Source organism: Amycolatopsis sp. CFH S0740 (assembly GCF_004522315.1).
Taxonomy (GTDB): Bacteria; Actinomycetota; Actinomycetes; order Mycobacteriales; family Pseudonocardiaceae; genus Amycolatopsis; species Amycolatopsis nivea.
Genome location: NZ_SDLS01000020.1, coordinates 138,952 through 157,496, shown reverse-complemented (window position 1 = coordinate 157,496; position 18,545 = coordinate 138,952). Strand labels below are relative to the sequence as shown.

Below are 18,545 nucleotides of genomic sequence, written 5' to 3'. Positions count from 1 at the left end.
ATGCCGTGGACCCGTGAGCAGATGGCGGCCAGGGCCGCACGCGAACTGCGCGCCGGCGAGTACGTCAACCTGGGCATCGGACTGCCGACCATGATCACCGAACACCTCGCCGTCGGTTCCGGGGTGACCGTGCACGCCGAGAACGGGATCCTCGGCGTCGGCCCCTTCCCCTACGTCGACGAGGTCGATCCCGACCTCATCAACGCGGGCAAGCAGACCGTGACCGTGACGCCCGGGGCGTCGTTCTTCGGCTCCGACGAGTCGTTCGCGATGATCCGCGGAGGCCACATCGACGTCGCCGTGCTGGGGGCGCTTCAGGTGGCGGCCAACGGCGACATCGCGAACTGGAGCGTTCCCGGCCGGATGATCAAGGGCATCGGCGGCGCGATGGACCTGGTGTCGGGCGCGTCACGGGTGATCGCACTGATGGAGCACCGCACCCGTGACGGCGAACCGAAGCTGGTCGCCGAGTGCGCGCTGCCGCTGACCGGGCGCGGCGTGGTGTCCCGGGTGATCACTGACCTGGCCGTGCTCGACATCTCCGACGGCAGCTTCGTCCTCGTCGAGTGCGCGCCCGACGTCGCGCCGGAACAGGTGCGCGCCGCCACCGGCGCGCAGGTCGCCGAGCGGCAGGCGGTGGCCGGATGAGCCTCGAAGAACGCGTCCGGCGGATGGAAGATCTGCATGCGCTGCAACAGCTGCGCGCTCGCTACTGCCAGTACCTCGACGACGGGCGCTGGACGGAACTCGTGGAACTGTTCACTCGCGACGGCGCCTTCGTCGGGCTGTCCGCGGTCCGCGGGCACGCGGAACTGCTGGAGTTCTTTCCCGGGCTGCAAAAGGGAAGCCTGAGTTCCTGGTGGCATTTCTCCGCCAACGAAACGCTGGAGCTCGACGGCGACACCGCGACCGGCGAAACGTGGCTGCTGCAGCCCTGCGTCGTCGACGGCCGGGCACAGCTGGCCGCCGGCCGGTACGCCGATCGCATGGTTCGTGCCGCAAACGGGGACTGGTTGTTCGACGAACGCAAGGTCACCTTCTTCTGGTGGTCCGACCTCGCCGAAGGCTGGGACGCCGGACGGTTCGCCTGGCCTCCCGCGCGCGTCGCGGCCGACGACCGGTATCCCCCGCGATGAGCGCGCGAACACCGGATTCCGTGCTCGTTCCGCGCTCGTGCCTGGTGGTGCCCGCGAGCGACGAACGCAAAACGGCCAAAGCCCTTGCCTCCGCCGCCGACGAAGTCGTGCTGGACCTCGAGGACGCCGTCGAGCCCGGGAGCAAGGCGAGCTCCCGCGAACGCGTCGCGCAGATCCTGGCCGAGGCCGGACGGCCAGGTCTCGCGGTGCGGGTCAACCAGGTCGGGACGGCCTGGTGCCACCTCGACGTGCTCGCCGCGGCGGCGGCCGCGACCGGCCCGCTGACCCTGGTCGTGCCGAAGGTCGAGGACGCGGCCGACGTGTCCTTTGTGGATCGTCTGGTGGCCGGGGCGGTCGCCGGTCGCGACGGCTGCCCGGACATCCGGCTGGACGTGCTGATCGAATCGGCCGCAGGGCTGGAGAACCTGGACCGCATCGTGCCCGCGGCCGCGCGAATCCGCGCAGTCGTCATCGGTTACGCCGATCTCGGCGCGAACCTCGGATGCGACCTCGACGCCGCCTCACCCGGCGCGCGCAGCTTGCGCGCCCAGGTGCGGAGCCGGGTCTTGCTCGCTGCGCGGGCCGCGGGTCGCGCCGTCGTCGACGGGCCGTGGTTGTCGATCGCCGCCGACGCCGAGTTCGCTGCGGACCGCCGGGAGGCCCGCGACCAAGGCTTCGACGGAAGCTGGACTATCCACCCCGCTCAGCTCGGGGTGGTCAACGACCTGTTCACCCCCGCACCGGCCGAAGTGGACTGGGCCCACGGCGTCCTCGACGCGCTCGCCGGCGCCGCCGCCCGCGGTTCGGGCGCGGTCGCGCTCGACGGGCAGATGCTCGACGAGGCCGTGGCCGTCCGGGCGCGCCGGGTGCTGGCCCGCGCTGGGGAGCGACGGTGACCGGGACTGTCGTGCGCGCCCGGGGACCGTACTTCGACGAGCTCGAACGCGGCGAGGTTTTCGACGCCGCACCGCCGGTCACGCTCACTGCGGGCGGTGCGGCGGTGCATCAGATGATCGTCGGGGACCGGCTGCGCTACGCGACCGATCACGTGGCCGGAGCCCGCCTCACCGGGCGCGGTCCGGTCGCTCACCCCGCCTACGTCTGGGACGTCGCCATCGGTCAGTCGACCCAGGCTACGCATTTCGTCCGGGCCAACCTGTTCTACCGCGGCCTGCGCTTCCTGAGTTTCCCCGTGCTCGGCGACACCCTGCACACGCGGACCACCGTGGTGGGGCTCCGGGAGAACACGCGGCGGCCCGGCCGCGGCGCCACCGGACTGGCCGCGTTGCGGATCCAGTGCGTCGACCAGCGCGGCGCGGCCGTGCTGGACTTCCACCGCTGCGCGATGCTTCCGTTGAGCCCGGACGCACCCGACACCGGGCACCAGGACGACCTCAGCGGCATCGGGACCGACGCGCCGTCGGCCGAAGCCGCGCTGCAGACCCTTGACCTGACACAGCACCGGACCCGCACACCGCCGGAACCCGGCACGACGATCGAGGTGGTCGGCGGCGACGTGGTCAGCTCGGCGCCGGAGCTGGCGCGGCTGACGCTGAACGTCGCCCAGGTGCACCACGACGCCGGAGTCACCGGAAGGCGGCTGGTCTACGGCGGGCACACCATCGGCCTTGCCGCCGCTCAGGTCGCCCGTGCCTTCCCGGACCTGGTCGCCTTCCTGGGCTGGGAATCGTGCGACCACACCGGGCCGGTGCACGAGGGCGACACTCTCCGTTCGACGATCGACCTGCTGTCGGCTCGCCCCGGGCCGTCCGGCAGCGTCGTCGCCCAGCTGCGGGTTCGCGTCACCGCCGAAGCGGGAAACGACGTTCCGCGGGACGTGCTGGACTGGCGCTGCGAGGTGCTCACGTGACCGCGCCACTGGCCGGGCTGCGCGTCGTCGAGGCCACCAGCTTCGTCGCCGGGCCGCTCGCCGGGATGACCTTGGCGCAGCTCGGTGCCACAGTGCTGCGGATCGACCCGGTCGAGGGCTCGGTCGACGGCGGCCGCTGGCCGCTGGACCGCGTCGGGCGAAGCCTGTTCTGGGCCGGCCTCAACAAAGGCGTCCGCTCCGTCGCGCTCGATCTGCGCATTCCGGAAGGCCAGGAACTGGCGACCGCGCTGGTGACCGCGCCCGGCGACGACGCGGGACTGTTCGTCGACAACACGATCGGCCGCCTGTATTTCGACCACGACCGCCTGCGGGCCCGCCGCGAGGACCTGGTGCACGTCCACATCCAGGGCTACGCCGACGGCCGCGCGGCGATGGACTACGCGGTGAACCCCCGCTACGGCGTGCCGATGCTGACCCGCCACACCGATCTCGACCGGCCGACCAACCACGTCCTGCCAGCCTGGGACATCGCCACCGGGCTGCTCGCGGTGTCCGGACTGCTCGCCGGGCTGCGCCGGCGCGCGCTCGACGGTCAGGGTTCGCGGATCGACCTCGCGCTCGACGACGTCGCGGCGGCGCACGTGGCGCATCTGGGCTGGCTGGCCGAAGCAGAGGAGAACGGCCGCGACCGGCCCCGGCTGGGCAACCACATGTACGGGGCGTTCGGGGTCGACTTCGCCTGTGCCGACGGGCGGCGGGTGATCGCCGTCGCGATCACCCGCCAGCAGTGGCGGGATCTGGTCCGGGTCACCGGGACCGAGAAGGTCTTCGCCGCGCTCGAAACCGCACACGAGGTCGACCTCGACGAGGAAGGGGCGCGCTTCGAGCACCGGGCGCTGATCGAAGCGGTCCTCGCGCCCTGGTTCGCCGCCCGCACGGCGGCGGAGGTGCTCGACGCCGCGAAGAGCACCCGGGTGATGGTCGGCGAGTTCCGCACGCCGTCGGAAGTCGTCGCGGCCTACCGCCGCGGCGAGGAATCGGCGGTGCTGGTCGACGTCGCCGCGGAAGGGCGGCCGCCGATGCTGACGGCGACGTCGCCGCTGCGCTGGGATGAGCGCTACCTCGAGACGTCGGGCGCCCGCCCGTTCGGCTCGGACACGCACTGGGCGTTGAGCGAGATCCTCGGCCTGTCCGACCGGGAAATCGGCTCGCTGGCCGATCGCAAAATCGCCGGGTCGCGCTCGGTGCCTGGCCGCCGGTAGCCCGCTCCTTTTCCCAGCCCGAGAACCACGTTCGCACCCAGTTCGAATCCAGAAGGAGTGACATCGATGTCGCACAACCCGGTCCCCGCGGGCGGCCCGCGCACGCTGGCCAGAGTCGCCGGCGCAGCTCTCATCGGATCCGCACTGGAGTGGTACGACTATTTCCTGTACGGCACCGCTGCCGCGCTGGTCTTCAACAAGGTTTTCTTTCCGGAGCAGAGCGCGACGACGGCGTTGCTGCTTTCGTTCGCCACCTTCGGCGTCGGGTTCGTCGCCCGACCGGTCGGCGCCGCGATCTTCGGGCACATCGGCGACAAACTGGGCCGCAAGCCCGCACTCGTCGCGACCCTGTTGCTGATGGGGGCTTCCACGACGCTGATGGCCGTCATCCCGTCGTACGGATCCATCGGCATCGCCGCGCCGGTGATGCTCGTCGTGCTGCGGCTGTTGCAGGGCGCGGGGTCGGGCGCGGAATACAGCGGTGCCGCGATCTTCGCCGTCGAATACGCGCCCGCACACCGTCGCGGGCTGTACGGCGCTCTCGGCGCCAGCGGCTCCTACGCCGGCATGGCGCTGTCGTCGGCGGCGGTTTTCCTGTCCACGTCGCTGACCACCGACGAGCAGTTCCTCTCCTGGGGCTGGCGGCTGCCGTTCCTCGCCAGCGTGGTGCTCATCGGGCTCGGCATGTGGCTGCGGCTGCGGCTGGACGAAACCCCGGCCTTCGAGGAGAACCAGCGGGAAACCGCACCGGCCGAGGAAAGCGGCGTTCCGATCTTCACCTTGCTGCGCACGCGGTGGAAGAACGTGTTGCTGGTCGTGGGCGTGGTTGCCGCGCCGCTGGCGCTGAGCTACGTGTACCAGGTTTACGCGCTGGCTTTCCTGAAGCAGTCGGGCCACTCGGCCTCGGTCGGCACCGCCAGTCTGGTCGTCGCCGGCGTGACCGTGATGGTCACCGCGCCACTGGCCGGGCTCGCCTCCGACAAGTGGGGCCGGCGCCCGGTTCTGATTGGCGGCGCTGTCTTCGCAGCGGCCTACGCGTTCCCGTTCTTCTGGCTCGCCGGAAGCCACAACACCCTTCTCGCGATCGTCGCGGTCGCCATAGCCCAGGGCGGCAGCGTCGGCATCATGTTCGGTGTCCAGGGCGTGATCCTCGCCGAGCTGTTCGCGACGAAAACCCGCTACAGCGGGGCGGCCGTCAGCCGCGAGATCGGCGCAGTCCTTTTCGGCGGCCTGGCCCCGCTCATCTCGGTCAGCCTCGCCGCGGCCGGCGGCGGCGCCCCGTGGCCGGTGGGCCTCTACGTCCTCGGCCTGTGCGCGATCACCGCCGTCGCTGGGCTCTTCGCCCCGGAAACCGCCCGCACGACCCTCGATTCCCTCGACGACGTCGTCGAGGGAGGCCACTCCGAAAGCAAGGTGGACGCCTGATGACACACCGCCCTGTCCCGCGGCCCGGCACGCCGCGATATCTCACCGAAGACCGGCGCGACGTCCAGCAGCTGGCCCGGCAGTTCGCCCGCGAACGGGTCCGGCCGCTGGCCGACGAGCTCGACTCCCGGCAGGGTGCGATCCCCGACAGCCTGCGCGACGAAATGGCCGAACTCGGTTTCTTCGGCCTGATGATCCCCGAGGAATACGGCGGACTCGGGCTCGGCGTCTTCGAGTACTGCCTGGTCGCCGAGGAGCTGGCGCGCGGCTGGCTCAGCGTCGCCAGCCTGCTGGCCCGCGGCAACGGAATGGGCGGCGAGTTCACCGAGGAACAGCGCAAGGAACTGTTGCCACGCATGGCTGCGGGGGAGTATCTCGGCGCCTTCGCGCTGTCGGAGGCCGAGGCAGGCTCGGACGTCGCGAACCTCTCCTGTCGCGCCCGCCGCGACGGCGACGATTGGGTCGTGCACGGCACGAAAATGTGGTGCACGTACGCGGATCAAGCCGACTACCTCGTCCTGTTCGCGCGGACGTCGGACAAGGACCCGGCCAAGCCGCACCGGGGGATCAGCGCCTTCCTGGTCGACAAGCCCCGGGGCTCCTTCCCCGCGGGTATGAGCGGTACGAAGATCCGCAAGATCGGCTACTTCGGCTGGTCGACCTGGGACCTGGCGTTCGACGGCCTTCGGCTGCCCGCTTCGGCGATGCTCGGCGAGGAGGGGCGCGGCTTCTATCTCGCGCTGAGCGGTCTCGAGGTCGGTCGCGCGCACACCGCGGCGCGCGCCATCGGGCTCGCCCAGGCCGCGTTCGACGACGCGGTCGAGTACGCACGCACCCGGCAGCAGTTCGGCGGACCGCTCACCCAGTTCCAGGACCTCCGGTTCAAGCTCGCCCGCATGGCCGCCGACATCGAAGCGGCTCGCCAGCTGATGTACCACGTGGCCACGGAAATCGACTCTGGCCGCCGCTGCGACCGCGAGGCCGCAATGGCCAAGTACTTCGCCAGCGAAATGGCCGAGCGGGTGACCAGCGAAGCCATGCAGATCCACGGAGGTGCCGGGTACACCACGGACTTTGCCGTGGAACGGCACTGGCGAGACGCCCGGCTGACTCGGATTTTCGAAGGTGCCAACGAAATCCAGCTCCGCGTGATCTCCGACGACATCCTCGGCCCCGCGAGATGACACGAGCCGCAGCTCGGACCGTATGTCGATGGCGGCTGGCGCTGTGCCGAGGTCGATGCTGGGTGTGGAGTACTCGCTGATGCCCGCCACCTGCACGGCTGCGCGCTGATGCATGTCAGGACGGCAGCCCGGCGAAAGCCGGTTCGACGGCATGCTGCGCCGACAGGGTGAGCCGAGCCGCGGTTCAAACGCCGCGGGCTGATTCGCCTGGGCAAAACCGCATCGAAGGTCCTGGCCTGCCCGGTGGGACGTCGCCGGACCGTGCTGGGCTACCGGCCGGTCGGCTATATGGCCGTAATTGCGGCGCTGGGCGGCAAGGCCGCTCTGCGCCGCGGGGTGCATTTGAGGAGGATGCCGAGGCATCGGCGGGAGCTGCTCAATGTCCTCGTCCAGCTGACGTCGCCGTTCGCTCCGTCGTTGAGGGCGATCATCATTTCTCTCGGTCGACGCAACAAGTACACGACTGGCAACGCCGGTCGAAGGGGGCGGCATGCTGCGCCGGAAGAGGTGACCGTGCGGTCTCCGTCCGTGCGGGGGTCGTCTGTCCGGCAGCAGCTGGCTACGGCCGGCCGGCTGCGGATCAAAGGCTGAACTTCGCCTCATCGCTCTGGGTGGTTTCCGAGGTCTTGGAGCCCAAGGGTGCACACCAGGCCCAACGGTTCCCGCGGCGCGTTGTCGGCGCGAGGTAACTGGGTGGACGAGGCAGAGAGCCGCGTTCCGGGCGGCGGCCGCCGGCGCGGGGACGCTAGTCCCGAGGCGACTGCTTTCCGATCTCGAACTCGCCGCGGTCGGCGCGCTCGCGTACGCCGCGCCAGAACTCGAGGGCGGCGTATTCCATGCCGAGCCCGAGTTCCAGGGTGATCATCCGGCCGGCTACTTCCTCGATGTGGCCGAAGCGGCGCTGCATTTCCTCGTATTCGGCGATCCGGCGCTCGTGCTGCTCGACCTGACCCTTCGCGAGCTGTGCCACGTCGTCCGGTCCGGCCAGCTCGCTGAAGAACAGCTTGATCTCCGCTACGTCGCGCAGCTCGAAATGCTCGTCGACAGGCTCGGCCATCCAGCCGCGCAGCGCCTTCCGGCCGGCTTCGGTGATCGAGAACGTTTTGCGCCGGCGCCCCGAATCTTCCTCGTCGAGTTCCAGCAAGCCGGCTTCCTCGAGCCGTTTGGGCTCCGAGTACAGCTGCGCGTGCGGGAAGTTCCAGAAGTAGCCCACTGACCGGCCGATCGCGCGTTTGAGGTCGTAGGACGTGGAAGGCCCGCGCAGCGCGATCATGCCGAGCACCACGTACGACGTCGTCGACAACCGAACCGTTGACATGCTCCGAACCATATCGTAGGTTCGCAACCATCCGAAACAGACGGTCGGAATCGTACCGTGTGTTACGTACGGTAGTTCCGATCGGCACGACCGCTGTCGCGATGGAGGGACGGTCATGGATCTGGGTACGGTTCTGCGCTGGACGGCGGAGCGTTATCCCCGGCGCCGTGCGGTGGGCGGCAGAAGCCCCATGACCTATGCGGAGTGGGATGCGCACACCGACCGGCTGGCACGGGCGCTGGCCGAGCTCGGCGTCCGGCCCGGCGAACGGGTGGTGCTTTCGCTCGCCGGTGGCGAACCGCTGGCCAGCCTGCACCTGGCCGTGCAGAAGCTCGGTGCGGTCTCGGTGCCCTTGTCGTTCCGGTTCGCGCCGCCCGAACTTGCCTACTGCGTCGCCGACGCCGCGCCCGCCCTGGTGATCACCGACGCCTCGACCGCGGCTCTCGCGGACGAGGCGCTGGTTGGGCTGCCCCCGGTGGCTCGGATCGCCTCCGGGCCACCGGGCGAGGACACCATCGAGCGCCGGGCGCTGGCTCAGCCGAGCGGCTGCCTGGGCATCCGAGTGTCTGATCAGGACATCAGCGTGATGCTCTACACCTCGGGCACCACCGGGAAGCCGAAGGGCGTGCCGCGCACGCACTCTGCCGAGCACTACGCGGCGATCGCGCATTTGATCCAGAGTGGACAGTCCCGCTTCGACGCCACGCTGGGCGTGATGCCGCTGTTCCACACGATGGGGCTGCGCACTCTGCTGGCCACTCTGGTCGGCGCGGGAACCTGGGTGCCGCAGGTGAAGTTCGACGCGGACGAGACGCTCGAATTGATCACCGCGGAGGGGATCGGTTCGCTGTACCTGGTGCCGACGATCTACTGGTCGCTGGTGCGCACCGGCCGGCTCGCCGAGGCGCGAACCGTGCGCAGGCTGGCCTACGCGGGCTCGTCGATGACCCCGGCGCTGGCCGAGCAGCTCGCCGGCGCGCTGGCACCGGAGTCCTTCGTCAACCACTTCGGCAGCACCGAGATCTACACCTTCACCATCGGGCCGGACGTGCTCGCGAAGCCCGGCTCGGCGGGCCGCGCCGGCATTTTCTCGCGGGTCCGGCTGGTGGACCCGGACCCCGCCGCGCCGCCGGACGCCGAGGTGGCGCCGGGGGAGCAGGGCCAGATCGCCATCTCGATGGCCAGCCCCGAGGCGTTCGCCGGGTACTGGCACCGGGCGGACGCCAACGCGAAGTCCATCCGCGACGGCTGGTACTTCCCCGGCGACCTGGCGATCGCCGACGAGGACGGGGACCTCTGGGTCGCCGGCCGGGTCGACGACATGATCAATTCCGGGGGCGAAAACATCTACCCCGACGAGATCGAGGACGCGCTGATCCGCTGTGCGGCGGTGCGCGAGGTGGTCGTCGTGGGCATGGCCGACGACCGGTGGGGGCAGGCCGCCACCGCGTTCTTCGTCCCGGGCGACGGCATGACCCCCGAACACGCGACCGAAGTGCTCGAGGCCTTCGTCCGCGAGCAGTCCGGGCTGCCGTCGTTGAAGTGCCCCAAGCGGTTCGTCGCAGTCGACACCATCCCCAAGTCCGGGGTGGGCAAGATCCTCCGCCGCGAACTGAGCTCCGGGAACTACCGCGCGCTGTTCGACAGCGTCGCAGAAGCAGGCAGGTGAACCGCATGACCGCAGTTTCCGGAAAGCCGGCCAGGAGGACGGCGCGGATCGAGGACCCCGCGCTGCTCACCGGCCGCGGCAGGTTCCTCGACGACATGGACCCGTTGCCGGGCACGCTGACCGCGGCGGTGGTGCGCAGCCCGCACCCGCACGCCCGGATCCGCGGCGTCGACCTCGAACGGGCCCGCCGGCACCCCGGGGTCGCCGCGGTGATCGGTCCCGAGGAGGTCAAGGCGGCCCTGCGCCCGTTCCCGCTGGCGCTCAAGGCACCGATGCCGTACTACCCGACGGCGACGGACAAGGTGCGCTTCGTCGGCGAACCGGTCGCGGTCGTCGTCGCGAACGATCGGTACCTGGCCGAGGACGCGGCGGAACTCGTCGAGGTCGACTACGAGCCGCTGCCGCCGGTGGTCGACGTGGAGAAGGCACTGCTGCCGGACGCGCCGCGGCTGCACGAGGACGCCGACAGCAACGTCGCGACCGACCGGACCTTCACCTTCGGCGGCGTGGACGACGTGTTCGCCAAGGCGGATCACGTGGTCAAGGGCAAGTACGACTTCCCGCGCTACTCCTCCACCCCGATGGAGTGCTACTCGGTCGTCGCCGAGTGGCAGGACGAAGGGGACGGCCCGGCCATCCAGGCGTGGGCGAACTTCCACGGCCCGTTCTCCATGGTGGCGGTGCTGGCCGGCGCGTTCGGCCTGCCCGCGTCGCGGATCCGGCTGATGATCCCGGCCGACAACGGCGGCAGTTTCGGCATCAAGGCGGGCATCTATCCCTATGTCGCGCTGATGGCGCTGGCCAGCAAGCACGCGGGCCGGCCGGTGCGCTGGACCGAGGACCGCATCGAGCACCTGCTGGCCAGCTCGGCCGGCTCGGACCGGGCGATGCGGTTCGAGGCCGCCGTCTCGAACGACGGCACGGTGCAGGCGCTGCGCGCCGACCTGGTGGACAACGTGGGCGCCTACCTGCGGCCGCCGGAGCCCAGCACGCTGTACCGCTGCTTCGGCAACATCACCGGCGCGTACAAGATCGACGCTGTCGAGATCCGCTCGCGCGCTGTGGTGACGAACAAGACGCCCACCGGGCTCAACCGCGGCTTCGGCGGCCAGCAGCTGTACTTCGGCCTGGAACGGCTGATGGACAAGGTCGCCGAAACCTGCGGCCTGGACCCGATCGAGCTGCGCAAGCGGAACTTCGTGCGGCACGAGGACTTCCCGTACGCCACCCCGACCGGCGGCATCTACGACTCCGGCGACTACCACCGCGCCCTCGACATGGTCGTGAAGAACGCGGACTACCAGGCCCTGCGCGAAAAGCAGCGGGAGGCGCGGGCGAGAGGCGAGTACTTCGGCCTCGGCGTGGCCACCATCGTCGACCCGTCCGCGACCAACATCGGCTACGTCGGCCTGGCCACCCCGGCCGAGCAGCGGGCGTCCGGGCGCGGCAAGTCCGGCTCCACCGAGCACGTCCGGATCAGCGTCGACCCCAGCGGGCAGGTGTCGGTGCTGCTGGGCACCGTGCCGCAGGGCCAGGGCCACGCCACCGTCGCCCAGCAGGTGGTCGCCGACCAGCTCGGCCTGCCCCTGGAGCAGGTGCGCCCGATCGTCGAGATGGACACCGCCACCACCCCGTGGACGATCAGCTCGGGCAGCTACTCCTCCCGCTTCGCGCCGCTGCTGACCAGCGCGCTGGTCGAGGCCGCGGAGAAGCTCGCCGAGACCGTCAAGATCGCCGGCGCCACCCTGCTCGGCGTCGCGGCCGAGGAGGTGGAGCTGGCCGAGGGCCACGTCCGGCAGCGCGGCGAACCGGGCCGGGCGGTCCCGTTCAAGCACGCGGCCGGGCTGGTGCACTGGGACCCCGGCGCGCTGCCGGAAGGCACCTCCGCCCGCCTCTACGAGGAGGCCGCGTTCACCCCGCCGCAGTCGAAGGCGGCCAGCCGCTCGGACCAGATCAACTCGAGCCTGTGCTACGGCTTCGTCGCGGAACTGGCCGTCGTCCGGATCGACCCGGAGACCCGGGAAGTGAAGCTCGAGCAGGTGGTCACGGTGCACGACGCCGGCACGATCCTCAACCCGACGCTGCTCGAAGGCCAGGTGCACGGCGCGCTCGCGCACGCACTGGGCGGCGCGCTGTTCGAGGAGATGCGCTACACCGACGCCGGGCAGCCCACCGCCACCTTCATGGACTACCTGTGCCCGACCACCGCGGAAACGACCTTCGAGCTCAACAGCGACCACCTGGAAACACCGTCCCCGCTGACCCGGCTCGGGGCGAAAGGCTGCGGCGAAGGCAGTTGCATGAGCCTGCCGGTCGCGATCGCCAACGCGGTCGCGGACGCGCTCGCTCCGGCCGGAGTGGACGTCACCAGCCTGCCCCTGCACGGAAACGTGCTCCACGAGCTGCTGACCGGCAGCACCTCGCAGAACGAAAGGAACCACTGACGATGGCACTCACCGGAGGCGAGATCAGGCTCGACCGCGGCCACGAAGGCCGGGTCGCCTACTTGACCCTCGATCACGGCAAGTACAACATCATCACCTGGGAGACCCGTCAGGTGATGGCCGACCGGTTCGCGGAGATCGACGCCGACGACGAGATCAAGGTCGTCGTCGTCCAAGGCGCGGGGGAGCACTTCTCCTCCGGCGGCGACATCGCCGGGTTCATGGAGGTCGACCCGATCGACTTCACCGACCTCGGCCAGAACGTGACCGCTCCGGCGCGCAGCCCCAAGCCGGTGATCACCGCCGTCGACGGCTACTGCTTCGGCGTCGGGCTCGAACTCGCGCTGTCCACCGACATCCGGGTGGCGACCAAGCGGGCCGAGTTCGCGCTGCCGGAAATGCGGCTGGGCATGATCCCCGGCTCCGGCGGCACGCAGCGCCTCGCCCGGCTGATCGGGCTGTCCCGCGCGAAGTACCACGTGATGACCGCGTCGCGGATCAACGCGCAGCAAGCCGGGGACTGGGGCCTGGTGGCGAACGTGGTCCAGGACCGCGCCGCGCTGGACGCCGAGGTGGAGCGGATCGTGGGCGTGCTGCTCGGGTTCTCCCCGCTCGCCGCGCGCACCGCCAAGGAGGTGCTCGACAAGGGCGTGGACGCGCCGCTGTACTCCGGCATCGAGCTGGAGCGCAAGGCGTACTCGATGCTGCGCTCCAGCAACGACTTCGCTGAGGGCGTCGCCGCGTTCACCGAGAAGCGCGCACCGAAGTTCCAGGGCCGGTGAGCTGACACCATGAAGGCCGCACCATTCGCCTACGTCCGGCCGTCGAGTCTGTCCGACGCGATCGCCGAACTCGCGAGCACGGGCGGCGGCGGCAAGGTCATCGCGGGCGGGCAGTCACTGGTCCCTGTGCTGGCCATGCGGCTCGCCCGCCCCGAAACCTTGGTGGACATCAATTCCGTCCCGGAGCTGGACCGGGTCGACACGGCGGGCGGGTACCTGGAAATCGGCGCCACGGTGCGCCAGCGCCGGGTCGAACGGGACCCGGCGGCTGCCACGGTTCCCCTGCTGGGCATGGCGTTGCCGTGGGTCGGGCACCGGGAACTGCGCAGCCGGGGCACCGTGTGCGGGAGCCTCGCGCACGCCGATCCCGCCGCCGAGCTGCCGGCCGTCGCGTGCTGCCTGAACGCCGAGCTGACCGTGACCGGCACCGGGGGTTCCCGTCAGGTGCCGGCCCGGGAGTTCTTCTCCGGCGCGATGACCACCGCGCTCGGACCGGACGACATCCTGACCGCGGTGCGCTTCCCGGCCGTCGGCGATCGGGAAGGCTTCGGGTTCGCCGAGATCGCGCGCAGGCACGGCGATTTCGCGCTCGCCGGGGTCGCGGTCCGCGTCCGGGTGCGCGGTGCGGAGACCGAGGCGGAGCTGACCGGGTTCGGCGTGTCCGATCGGCCGGTCACCCGCTCCGTCCGCGCCGAGCTCGCCGCCGCGCTTGGTGAGTGCGGCAGCGACGTGCGCCGCCTGGCGAGCGCTCTGTCCGACCCGCTCGCGGCGGTGGCCGACGAACTGGTCGACACCGACGGCGACGCCCACGCGTCCCGCGACTACCGTCGCCGGCTTTTCCGCACGTTGGCGAGCCGGGAACTGTGCAAGGCATACGAGCGCGCTCGCAGGAGCGCCGGTGAGGTGACCTCGTGAAGACTGTTCCGGAAACGACCGAACCCTTGGCGCAAAAAGGAAAACCGCGTGCGGTCAAGGCGGCCGCGGACGCTCTCGTCGAGGTCAGGATGACGGTGAACGGAACGCCTGCCGTGCTCAGCGTGCCCGCGCGAGTGACGCTCGCCGACGCGCTGCGGGACCACCTCGGGCTCACCGGCACGCACGTGGGTTGCGAGCACGGCGTGTGCGGGATGTGCACGGTGCTCGTGGACGGGGAAGCGGCCCGGGCCTGCCTGCTGTTCGCGGTCCAGCTCGACGGGGCGGACATCGTCACCGTGGAGGGCTTGGGCCGGCCGGACGACCTGCACCCGCTGCAAGAGGCATTCGGCCGCAACCACGCGCTGCAGTGCGGTTTCTGCACCCCCGGCTTCTTGATGAGCTCGTATGACCTGCTCAGCAACAAGCCCGAAGTGACCGAGGACGAACTGCCCGGGGAGCTGTCCGGGGTCATCTGCCGCTGCACCGGGTATCGCAACATCCTCGCCGCGGTCGAGGAAACCCGGGCGGCGCACCCGGACGGCATTCCCGCCCCGGGCAACTGCGCGCGCCGCGCGCTTGTGGGCCGGGCCAGCGGTCAAGCGGGCAGCACCGACGGCCGCGAAGCCGACGAGGACAGCAACGCCGCCGAGACCCGCCGGGTCGATATCGTGCTGCCGGACGGCGATCCGACGATCGCGGTCGACATCGAGACCGAGATCGGCGTGCCGGTGGACGCGGTGTGGCGCGTGTTCGACGATGTGTCGCTGCTCGCCCGGTGCCTGCCAGGAGCAGAGCTCACCGAGGACCTGGGCGAAGACCACTATGCCGGCCGCGCGCGCGTTTCGGTGGGCCCGATCAAGCTCGCGTTCAAAGGGGTGGCGCACGTCGTCGAGCACGACCGCGCCAGTCAGCGGTTGCGCGTGCTCGCGCAGGGGCAGGACACCGGCGGAGCGCAGACCCAGGCCGACATCGTGCTGCGCACCGAGGCCACCGCCGCCGGTACCGCGATGCGGGCCGAAGCCCAGGTCTATCTCACCGGGCGCATCGCGCAGTTCGGCCGCGCGCTGGCCGGGGACGTGAGCCGGCGCATGTTCGAGCAGTTCGCGGACGCCCTGGCCGAAGCCGCGACCTCCGGGCAGGCGCCCAGCGGTCCGGTCAAAGCGCCGAGCGCGCTGAAACTTCTGTTCGCTCCGCTGTTCGACCGGATCCGGGCAGCTCTGCGTCGCACGCGCCGGAAGTCCCGCTGATCTGGATTCGCGGGCAGGAGTCCACGTTTCGGATTCCTGTCCTGGTTCTCGCTGTCCTGTCTCATCTCCCGTGAGGGGAAAACCTTGACACCCGATATCGCACCACGGTCAAAGTCGCCTCGTGCCGCGGTATTCGCATCCGTCGCCGGCTGGTCCTTCGACTTGTTCGACCTGTTCCTGCTGCTCTACGTGGCCGGCCCGATCAGCAAGAACATCTTCCCGAGCACCAGCCCGACCCTGGGTATCGCCGCGGTGTTCGGCTCGTTCGCGGTCACCGTCGTGATGCGCCCGGCGGGCGCCGCGATCTTCGGCGAGCTGGCCGACCGCAAGGGACGCAAGGCCACCATGGTGCTGGTCATGGGCGGCGTCGGCATCACCACCGCCGCGATGGGCCTGGTCCCGCCGCACGCCGCGGTGGGCGTGCTCGCCCCGATCTTGTTCCTGGCGCTGCGGATCGCGCAAGGATTGTTCGTCGGCGGTGTCACCGCGACCACGCACACGCTCGGCACGGAGAGCATCGGCGCGCGCTGGCGCGGCCTGATGAGCGGGCTGATTGGGGCCGGCGGAGCGGGCCTCGGCGCCGCGCTGGCCAGCCTGGCCTACATCGTGGTCTCGGCGATCTTCACCGGCCCGGCATTCGACCAGTGGGGCTGGCGGGTGCTGTTCTTCTGCGGACTGCTCAGCGCGCTGCTGAGCTTGTTCGTGCTGCGCAAGGTCGAGGAATCTCCGGAGTTCGAAGGGAAACAGCGGGCTCCGGTGCCGTTTCGGGAACTGGTTCGGGGCCGCGGAAAGAAGATCCTCGCGCTCAACATCGCGGTGGCCGCCGGCGGCGGCGCGCAGTACTACCTGACGTCCGGGTACTTGCCCACCCTCCTCAGCGAGGTGGTGGGGGTACCGGCAGGTCAGCGCGGCGCCATCCTGCTGATCAGCAGCGTCGTGGTGATCGGGGCGGCGATCGGTGCGGGTGAACTGAGCGAACGGCTCGGCCGCCGCCGCACCATGATCGGGTTCGGCCTGTGCAACCTCTTCGCGTTGCCGTTGCTCACCTGGGGCATCGCCTCCGCCGGAGGCCATCGCGGCGCGGTCGTCGCGGTGCTGTGCGTGATCATGGTGATGCTGTCCAACGCCGCGTACTCGCCGCTGATGATCTTCCTCAACGAGCGGTACCCGACCGAATTGCGGGCCAGAGGCACCGCAGTGAGCTGGAACCTCGGCTTCATGCTGGGCGGGCTGATGCCGACCGTGGTGAGCCTGCTCAGCCCGGCTCTGTCGGACGTTCCCTCGCGGCTCGTGATCTTCTTGGCGGGCGCGACCCTGGTGTTCGTCATCGCGATCCTGGCCAGCCCGGAAACCCGGGGTGCGCTCGATCGTGAGCGCGGTGCCAGGACCGCGGCCGACGACGCCACTCCCGTCTGACAGTGGCGGTACATCGAGTACGTGTTCTTCGGTCGGTGGGCGAGGCAGGGCATGCGGCTCGATCCGGACGCCGTGGCGGCTGGGCACGTGACGCGCTTCCGGCCCGCGCCGGCTGATCGGGATGCCCGGACCTACTACCGGTGTGCCGCGCGTGTCGGTGGCCAGTTGAACCCCCGGCTGACTCCCCCCTGGCGGCCAGTTAGCGGGAGAGTTATCTGCCATGCGCCCGACTGCGTAGCGTGCCTCCCGGCGCGTTCGCGGAAGCCGGGCAGGACGAATAGCAGCCTGTAGCTCCCGATCGACATGGTCGTGCACAGTGCGACCGCGCTCTGGGTGCAGTCCGCGAGCCCGCCCAGCAACCGGCCGAGTTCGCCGGTTCTCTATCGACAAACCGATGCGATGAACGCAAGACTATGGTTTGACCATCCGGTGAGATGCGAGTCAGCGTGCTCGCCAGCGGAGCTATCCGACCAGTCGTTTTCCTTTATGGCAGAGTCTTCGGCTGGCTCTCGCTGTCGCCGAGGCGGCGAACGCGGCCAGCGAGACGCTAGCCGTCGAGAAACATTCCATCGAGTTCGTGCCGAGCTCCGGGGCTCGATGATGTGCAGTGCAATCAGGCATTGCGGGATCTGGTTTCCGCCGGAATACTGCATTCCGTTGCGAGTGGCGCTGCGACTCCCTCAAAAGGTAATCGCGACATTCGCAAACTCCTAGGTGGTCACTTGAGCTGAAGGCGGTGCGCTTGTCGCACGTCGCGTTCCCGCGGGATGTCTGCGGCGGGCTCGGGGATGCGTATCCTTTCGAACGAAGCCTCCCGATCGCATTACTTTCCCGCACCCTGCCGAAACGGGCCAGGAGCAACCGGGGAATGCTCAGATCGGTGAAAGGAGAGACCGGAGCGATGACGCTGGACCCGACGTCCCTGAAACTGTTCGTGCAAGTGGTCGACCACGGCACGATCGCCGAAGTCGCCGACCGCGAGCATCTCGCCGCCGCCGGGATCAGCAGGCGGCTGCGCGATCTGGAGCAGATGCTGGGAACGGAACTGCTGGTGCGCACCAACCGCGGAATCACCCCGACGGCGGCCGGTGCCGCTTTCGCGGTCTCGGCCCGGCAGGTGCTCGACGACCTGGCAGACCTGACGCGACGGATGCGGGACTTTTCGTCCGGGGCGCGCGGGCTCGTGCGTCTGCTGGCGAACATCTCCGCGGTGTCGACCTTCGTGCCGCCGCTGGTCGCGTCGTTCGCCGCCCGCTATCCCGGCGTCCGGCTGCAGGTGCTCGAACAGGACAGTCTCGCGATCACCGAGGCGGTCGCCGAGAACCGGGCGGATATCGGGCTGTTCACCAGCCTGCCGTACCACGCCGACATCGAGGTCTACCCGTTCCGCCGGGACGAGCTGAAGGTGCTGGTGCCGGAACGGCATCCGCTGGCCGCGCGCGATTCGGTCGGCTTTGCCGAAACGCTCGACCACGAGCACGTCGTGCTCCGCACCGGAACGCATCTGCGGCTGCAGATGCTGACCGCCGCCGGGCAAGCCGGGCGGACGCTGCGGCATCAGATCGAAGTCGCGTCCTACGACGCCCTGTGCCGGATGGTCGAATGCGGCCTGGGGATCGGCGTCGTTCCGGCCGGGAACCTCGTGGGGTACGCCTTGACCGGCACCAGAACGCTGGCTCTCGACGAGCCGTGGGCCAGCCGCGACCTGTCCCTGTGCGTCCGCCGAGCCGAGGCGCTGCCACCCGCGGCGCGGCTCATGTTCGAACACCTCCTCAGCGACGAAGGTCGCGCCCTCCAGCCATGACGGCAGGTGATGGCGGTCTCGCGAATCATTGCTGTGCAACGGCAACGCGTCCTGCTTAATCTTCATCGTCCGCTCCGGACCAGCCGTCGGGCACTGGCGCCGGAACACCGGA

The 18,545-nt window shown here is 70.1% G+C and carries 16 protein-coding genes; 15 read left to right on the top strand and 1 reads right to left on the bottom strand.

Annotated elements, in window-relative coordinates; all coding sequences use genetic code 11:
- The 8 genes from EIZ45_RS29590 (at nucleotide 1) to EIZ45_RS29555 (ending at nucleotide 7,429) form a co-directional block, all read left to right on the top strand.
- Nucleotides 1-648, top strand: a complete 648-nt coding sequence (locus EIZ45_RS29590) for a 3-oxoacid CoA-transferase subunit B (protein ID WP_101438487.1) — start codon at nucleotides 1-3, stop codon at nucleotides 646-648.
- Nucleotides 645-1,136, top strand: coding sequence for a nuclear transport factor 2 family protein (locus tag EIZ45_RS29585; protein WP_101438488.1), 492 nt, complete (start codon nucleotides 645-647; stop codon nucleotides 1,134-1,136). The genes EIZ45_RS29590 and EIZ45_RS29585 overlap by 4 nt, the downstream gene beginning before the upstream one ends.
- The gene (locus tag EIZ45_RS29580) at nucleotides 1,133-2,032 is read left to right on the top strand and encodes a CoA ester lyase (RefSeq protein WP_101438489.1); all 900 of its coding nucleotides are present in this window, start codon (nucleotides 1,133-1,135) and stop codon (nucleotides 2,030-2,032) included. Before EIZ45_RS29585 ends, EIZ45_RS29580 begins: the two co-directional genes overlap by 4 nt.
- Nucleotides 2,029-3,006 (top strand): MaoC family dehydratase, encoded by a 978-nt coding sequence (locus EIZ45_RS29575; protein WP_205670158.1) that lies wholly within the window; start codon nucleotides 2,029-2,031, stop codon nucleotides 3,004-3,006. Before EIZ45_RS29580 ends, EIZ45_RS29575 begins: the two co-directional genes overlap by 4 nt.
- Nucleotides 3,003-4,229, top strand: a complete 1,227-nt coding sequence (locus EIZ45_RS29570; protein ID WP_101438490.1) for a CoA transferase — start codon at nucleotides 3,003-3,005, stop codon at nucleotides 4,227-4,229. Before EIZ45_RS29575 ends, EIZ45_RS29570 begins: the two co-directional genes overlap by 4 nt.
- A 66-nt stretch (nucleotides 4,230-4,295) precedes the next feature.
- A complete protein-coding gene (locus tag EIZ45_RS29565) occupies nucleotides 4,296-5,654 on the top strand; it encodes an MFS transporter (protein ID WP_101438491.1) in 1,359 nt (452 codons plus the stop codon).
- On the top strand, nucleotides 5,654-6,838 hold the full coding sequence (locus EIZ45_RS29560) for an acyl-CoA dehydrogenase family protein (RefSeq protein WP_101438492.1): 1,185 nt from the start codon (nucleotides 5,654-5,656) through the stop codon (nucleotides 6,836-6,838). Before EIZ45_RS29565 ends, EIZ45_RS29560 begins: the two co-directional genes overlap by 1 nt.
- 243 nt (nucleotides 6,839-7,081) lie before the next feature.
- Complete coding sequence (locus EIZ45_RS29555) at nucleotides 7,082-7,429, top strand: hypothetical protein (RefSeq protein WP_134667175.1); 348 nt, start codon at nucleotides 7,082-7,084, stop codon at nucleotides 7,427-7,429.
- Nucleotides 7,430-7,583: 154 nt separating this feature from the next.
- Here the strand turns inward: EIZ45_RS29555 and EIZ45_RS29550 are convergent, their stop codons facing one another.
- On the bottom strand, nucleotides 7,584-8,156 hold the full coding sequence (locus tag EIZ45_RS29550) for a PadR family transcriptional regulator (protein ID WP_167442034.1): 573 nt from the start codon (nucleotides 8,154-8,156) through the stop codon (nucleotides 7,584-7,586).
- Nucleotides 8,157-8,271: 115 nt separating this feature from the next.
- Here EIZ45_RS29550 and EIZ45_RS29545 point away from each other — a divergent pair, with 115 nt between their 5' ends.
- The 7 genes from EIZ45_RS29545 (at nucleotide 8,272) to EIZ45_RS29515 (ending at nucleotide 18,433) form a co-directional block, all read left to right on the top strand.
- The gene (locus EIZ45_RS29545; protein WP_101438494.1) at nucleotides 8,272-9,825 is read left to right on the top strand and encodes a class I adenylate-forming enzyme family protein; all 1,554 of its coding nucleotides are present in this window, start codon (nucleotides 8,272-8,274) and stop codon (nucleotides 9,823-9,825) included.
- A 5-nt stretch (nucleotides 9,826-9,830) separates the two neighbouring features.
- Nucleotides 9,831-12,269, top strand: a complete 2,439-nt coding sequence (locus EIZ45_RS29540) for a xanthine dehydrogenase family protein molybdopterin-binding subunit (protein WP_101441167.1) — start codon at nucleotides 9,831-9,833, stop codon at nucleotides 12,267-12,269.
- 2 nt (nucleotides 12,270-12,271) lie between these two features.
- Complete coding sequence (locus EIZ45_RS29535) at nucleotides 12,272-13,051, top strand: enoyl-CoA hydratase/isomerase family protein (protein ID WP_101438495.1); 780 nt, start codon at nucleotides 12,272-12,274, stop codon at nucleotides 13,049-13,051.
- Between the two features lie 9 nt (nucleotides 13,052-13,060).
- Nucleotides 13,061-13,966: a xanthine dehydrogenase family protein subunit M gene (locus EIZ45_RS29530; RefSeq protein WP_101438496.1), complete on the top strand. Its 906-nt coding sequence runs from the start codon at nucleotides 13,061-13,063 to the stop codon at nucleotides 13,964-13,966.
- On the top strand, nucleotides 13,963-15,213 hold the full coding sequence (locus EIZ45_RS29525; protein WP_101438497.1) for a 2Fe-2S iron-sulfur cluster-binding protein: 1,251 nt from the start codon (nucleotides 13,963-13,965) through the stop codon (nucleotides 15,211-15,213). The genes EIZ45_RS29530 and EIZ45_RS29525 overlap by 4 nt, the downstream gene beginning before the upstream one ends.
- 162 nt (nucleotides 15,214-15,375) lie before the next feature.
- Complete coding sequence (locus EIZ45_RS29520; RefSeq protein WP_020661413.1) at nucleotides 15,376-16,629, top strand: MFS transporter; 1,254 nt, start codon at nucleotides 15,376-15,378, stop codon at nucleotides 16,627-16,629.
- Nucleotides 16,630-17,530: 901 nt separating this feature from the next.
- Nucleotides 17,531-18,433, top strand: a complete 903-nt coding sequence (locus EIZ45_RS29515) for a LysR family transcriptional regulator (RefSeq protein WP_101438498.1) — start codon at nucleotides 17,531-17,533, stop codon at nucleotides 18,431-18,433.
- Nucleotides 18,434-18,545 lie beyond the last annotated feature (112 nt).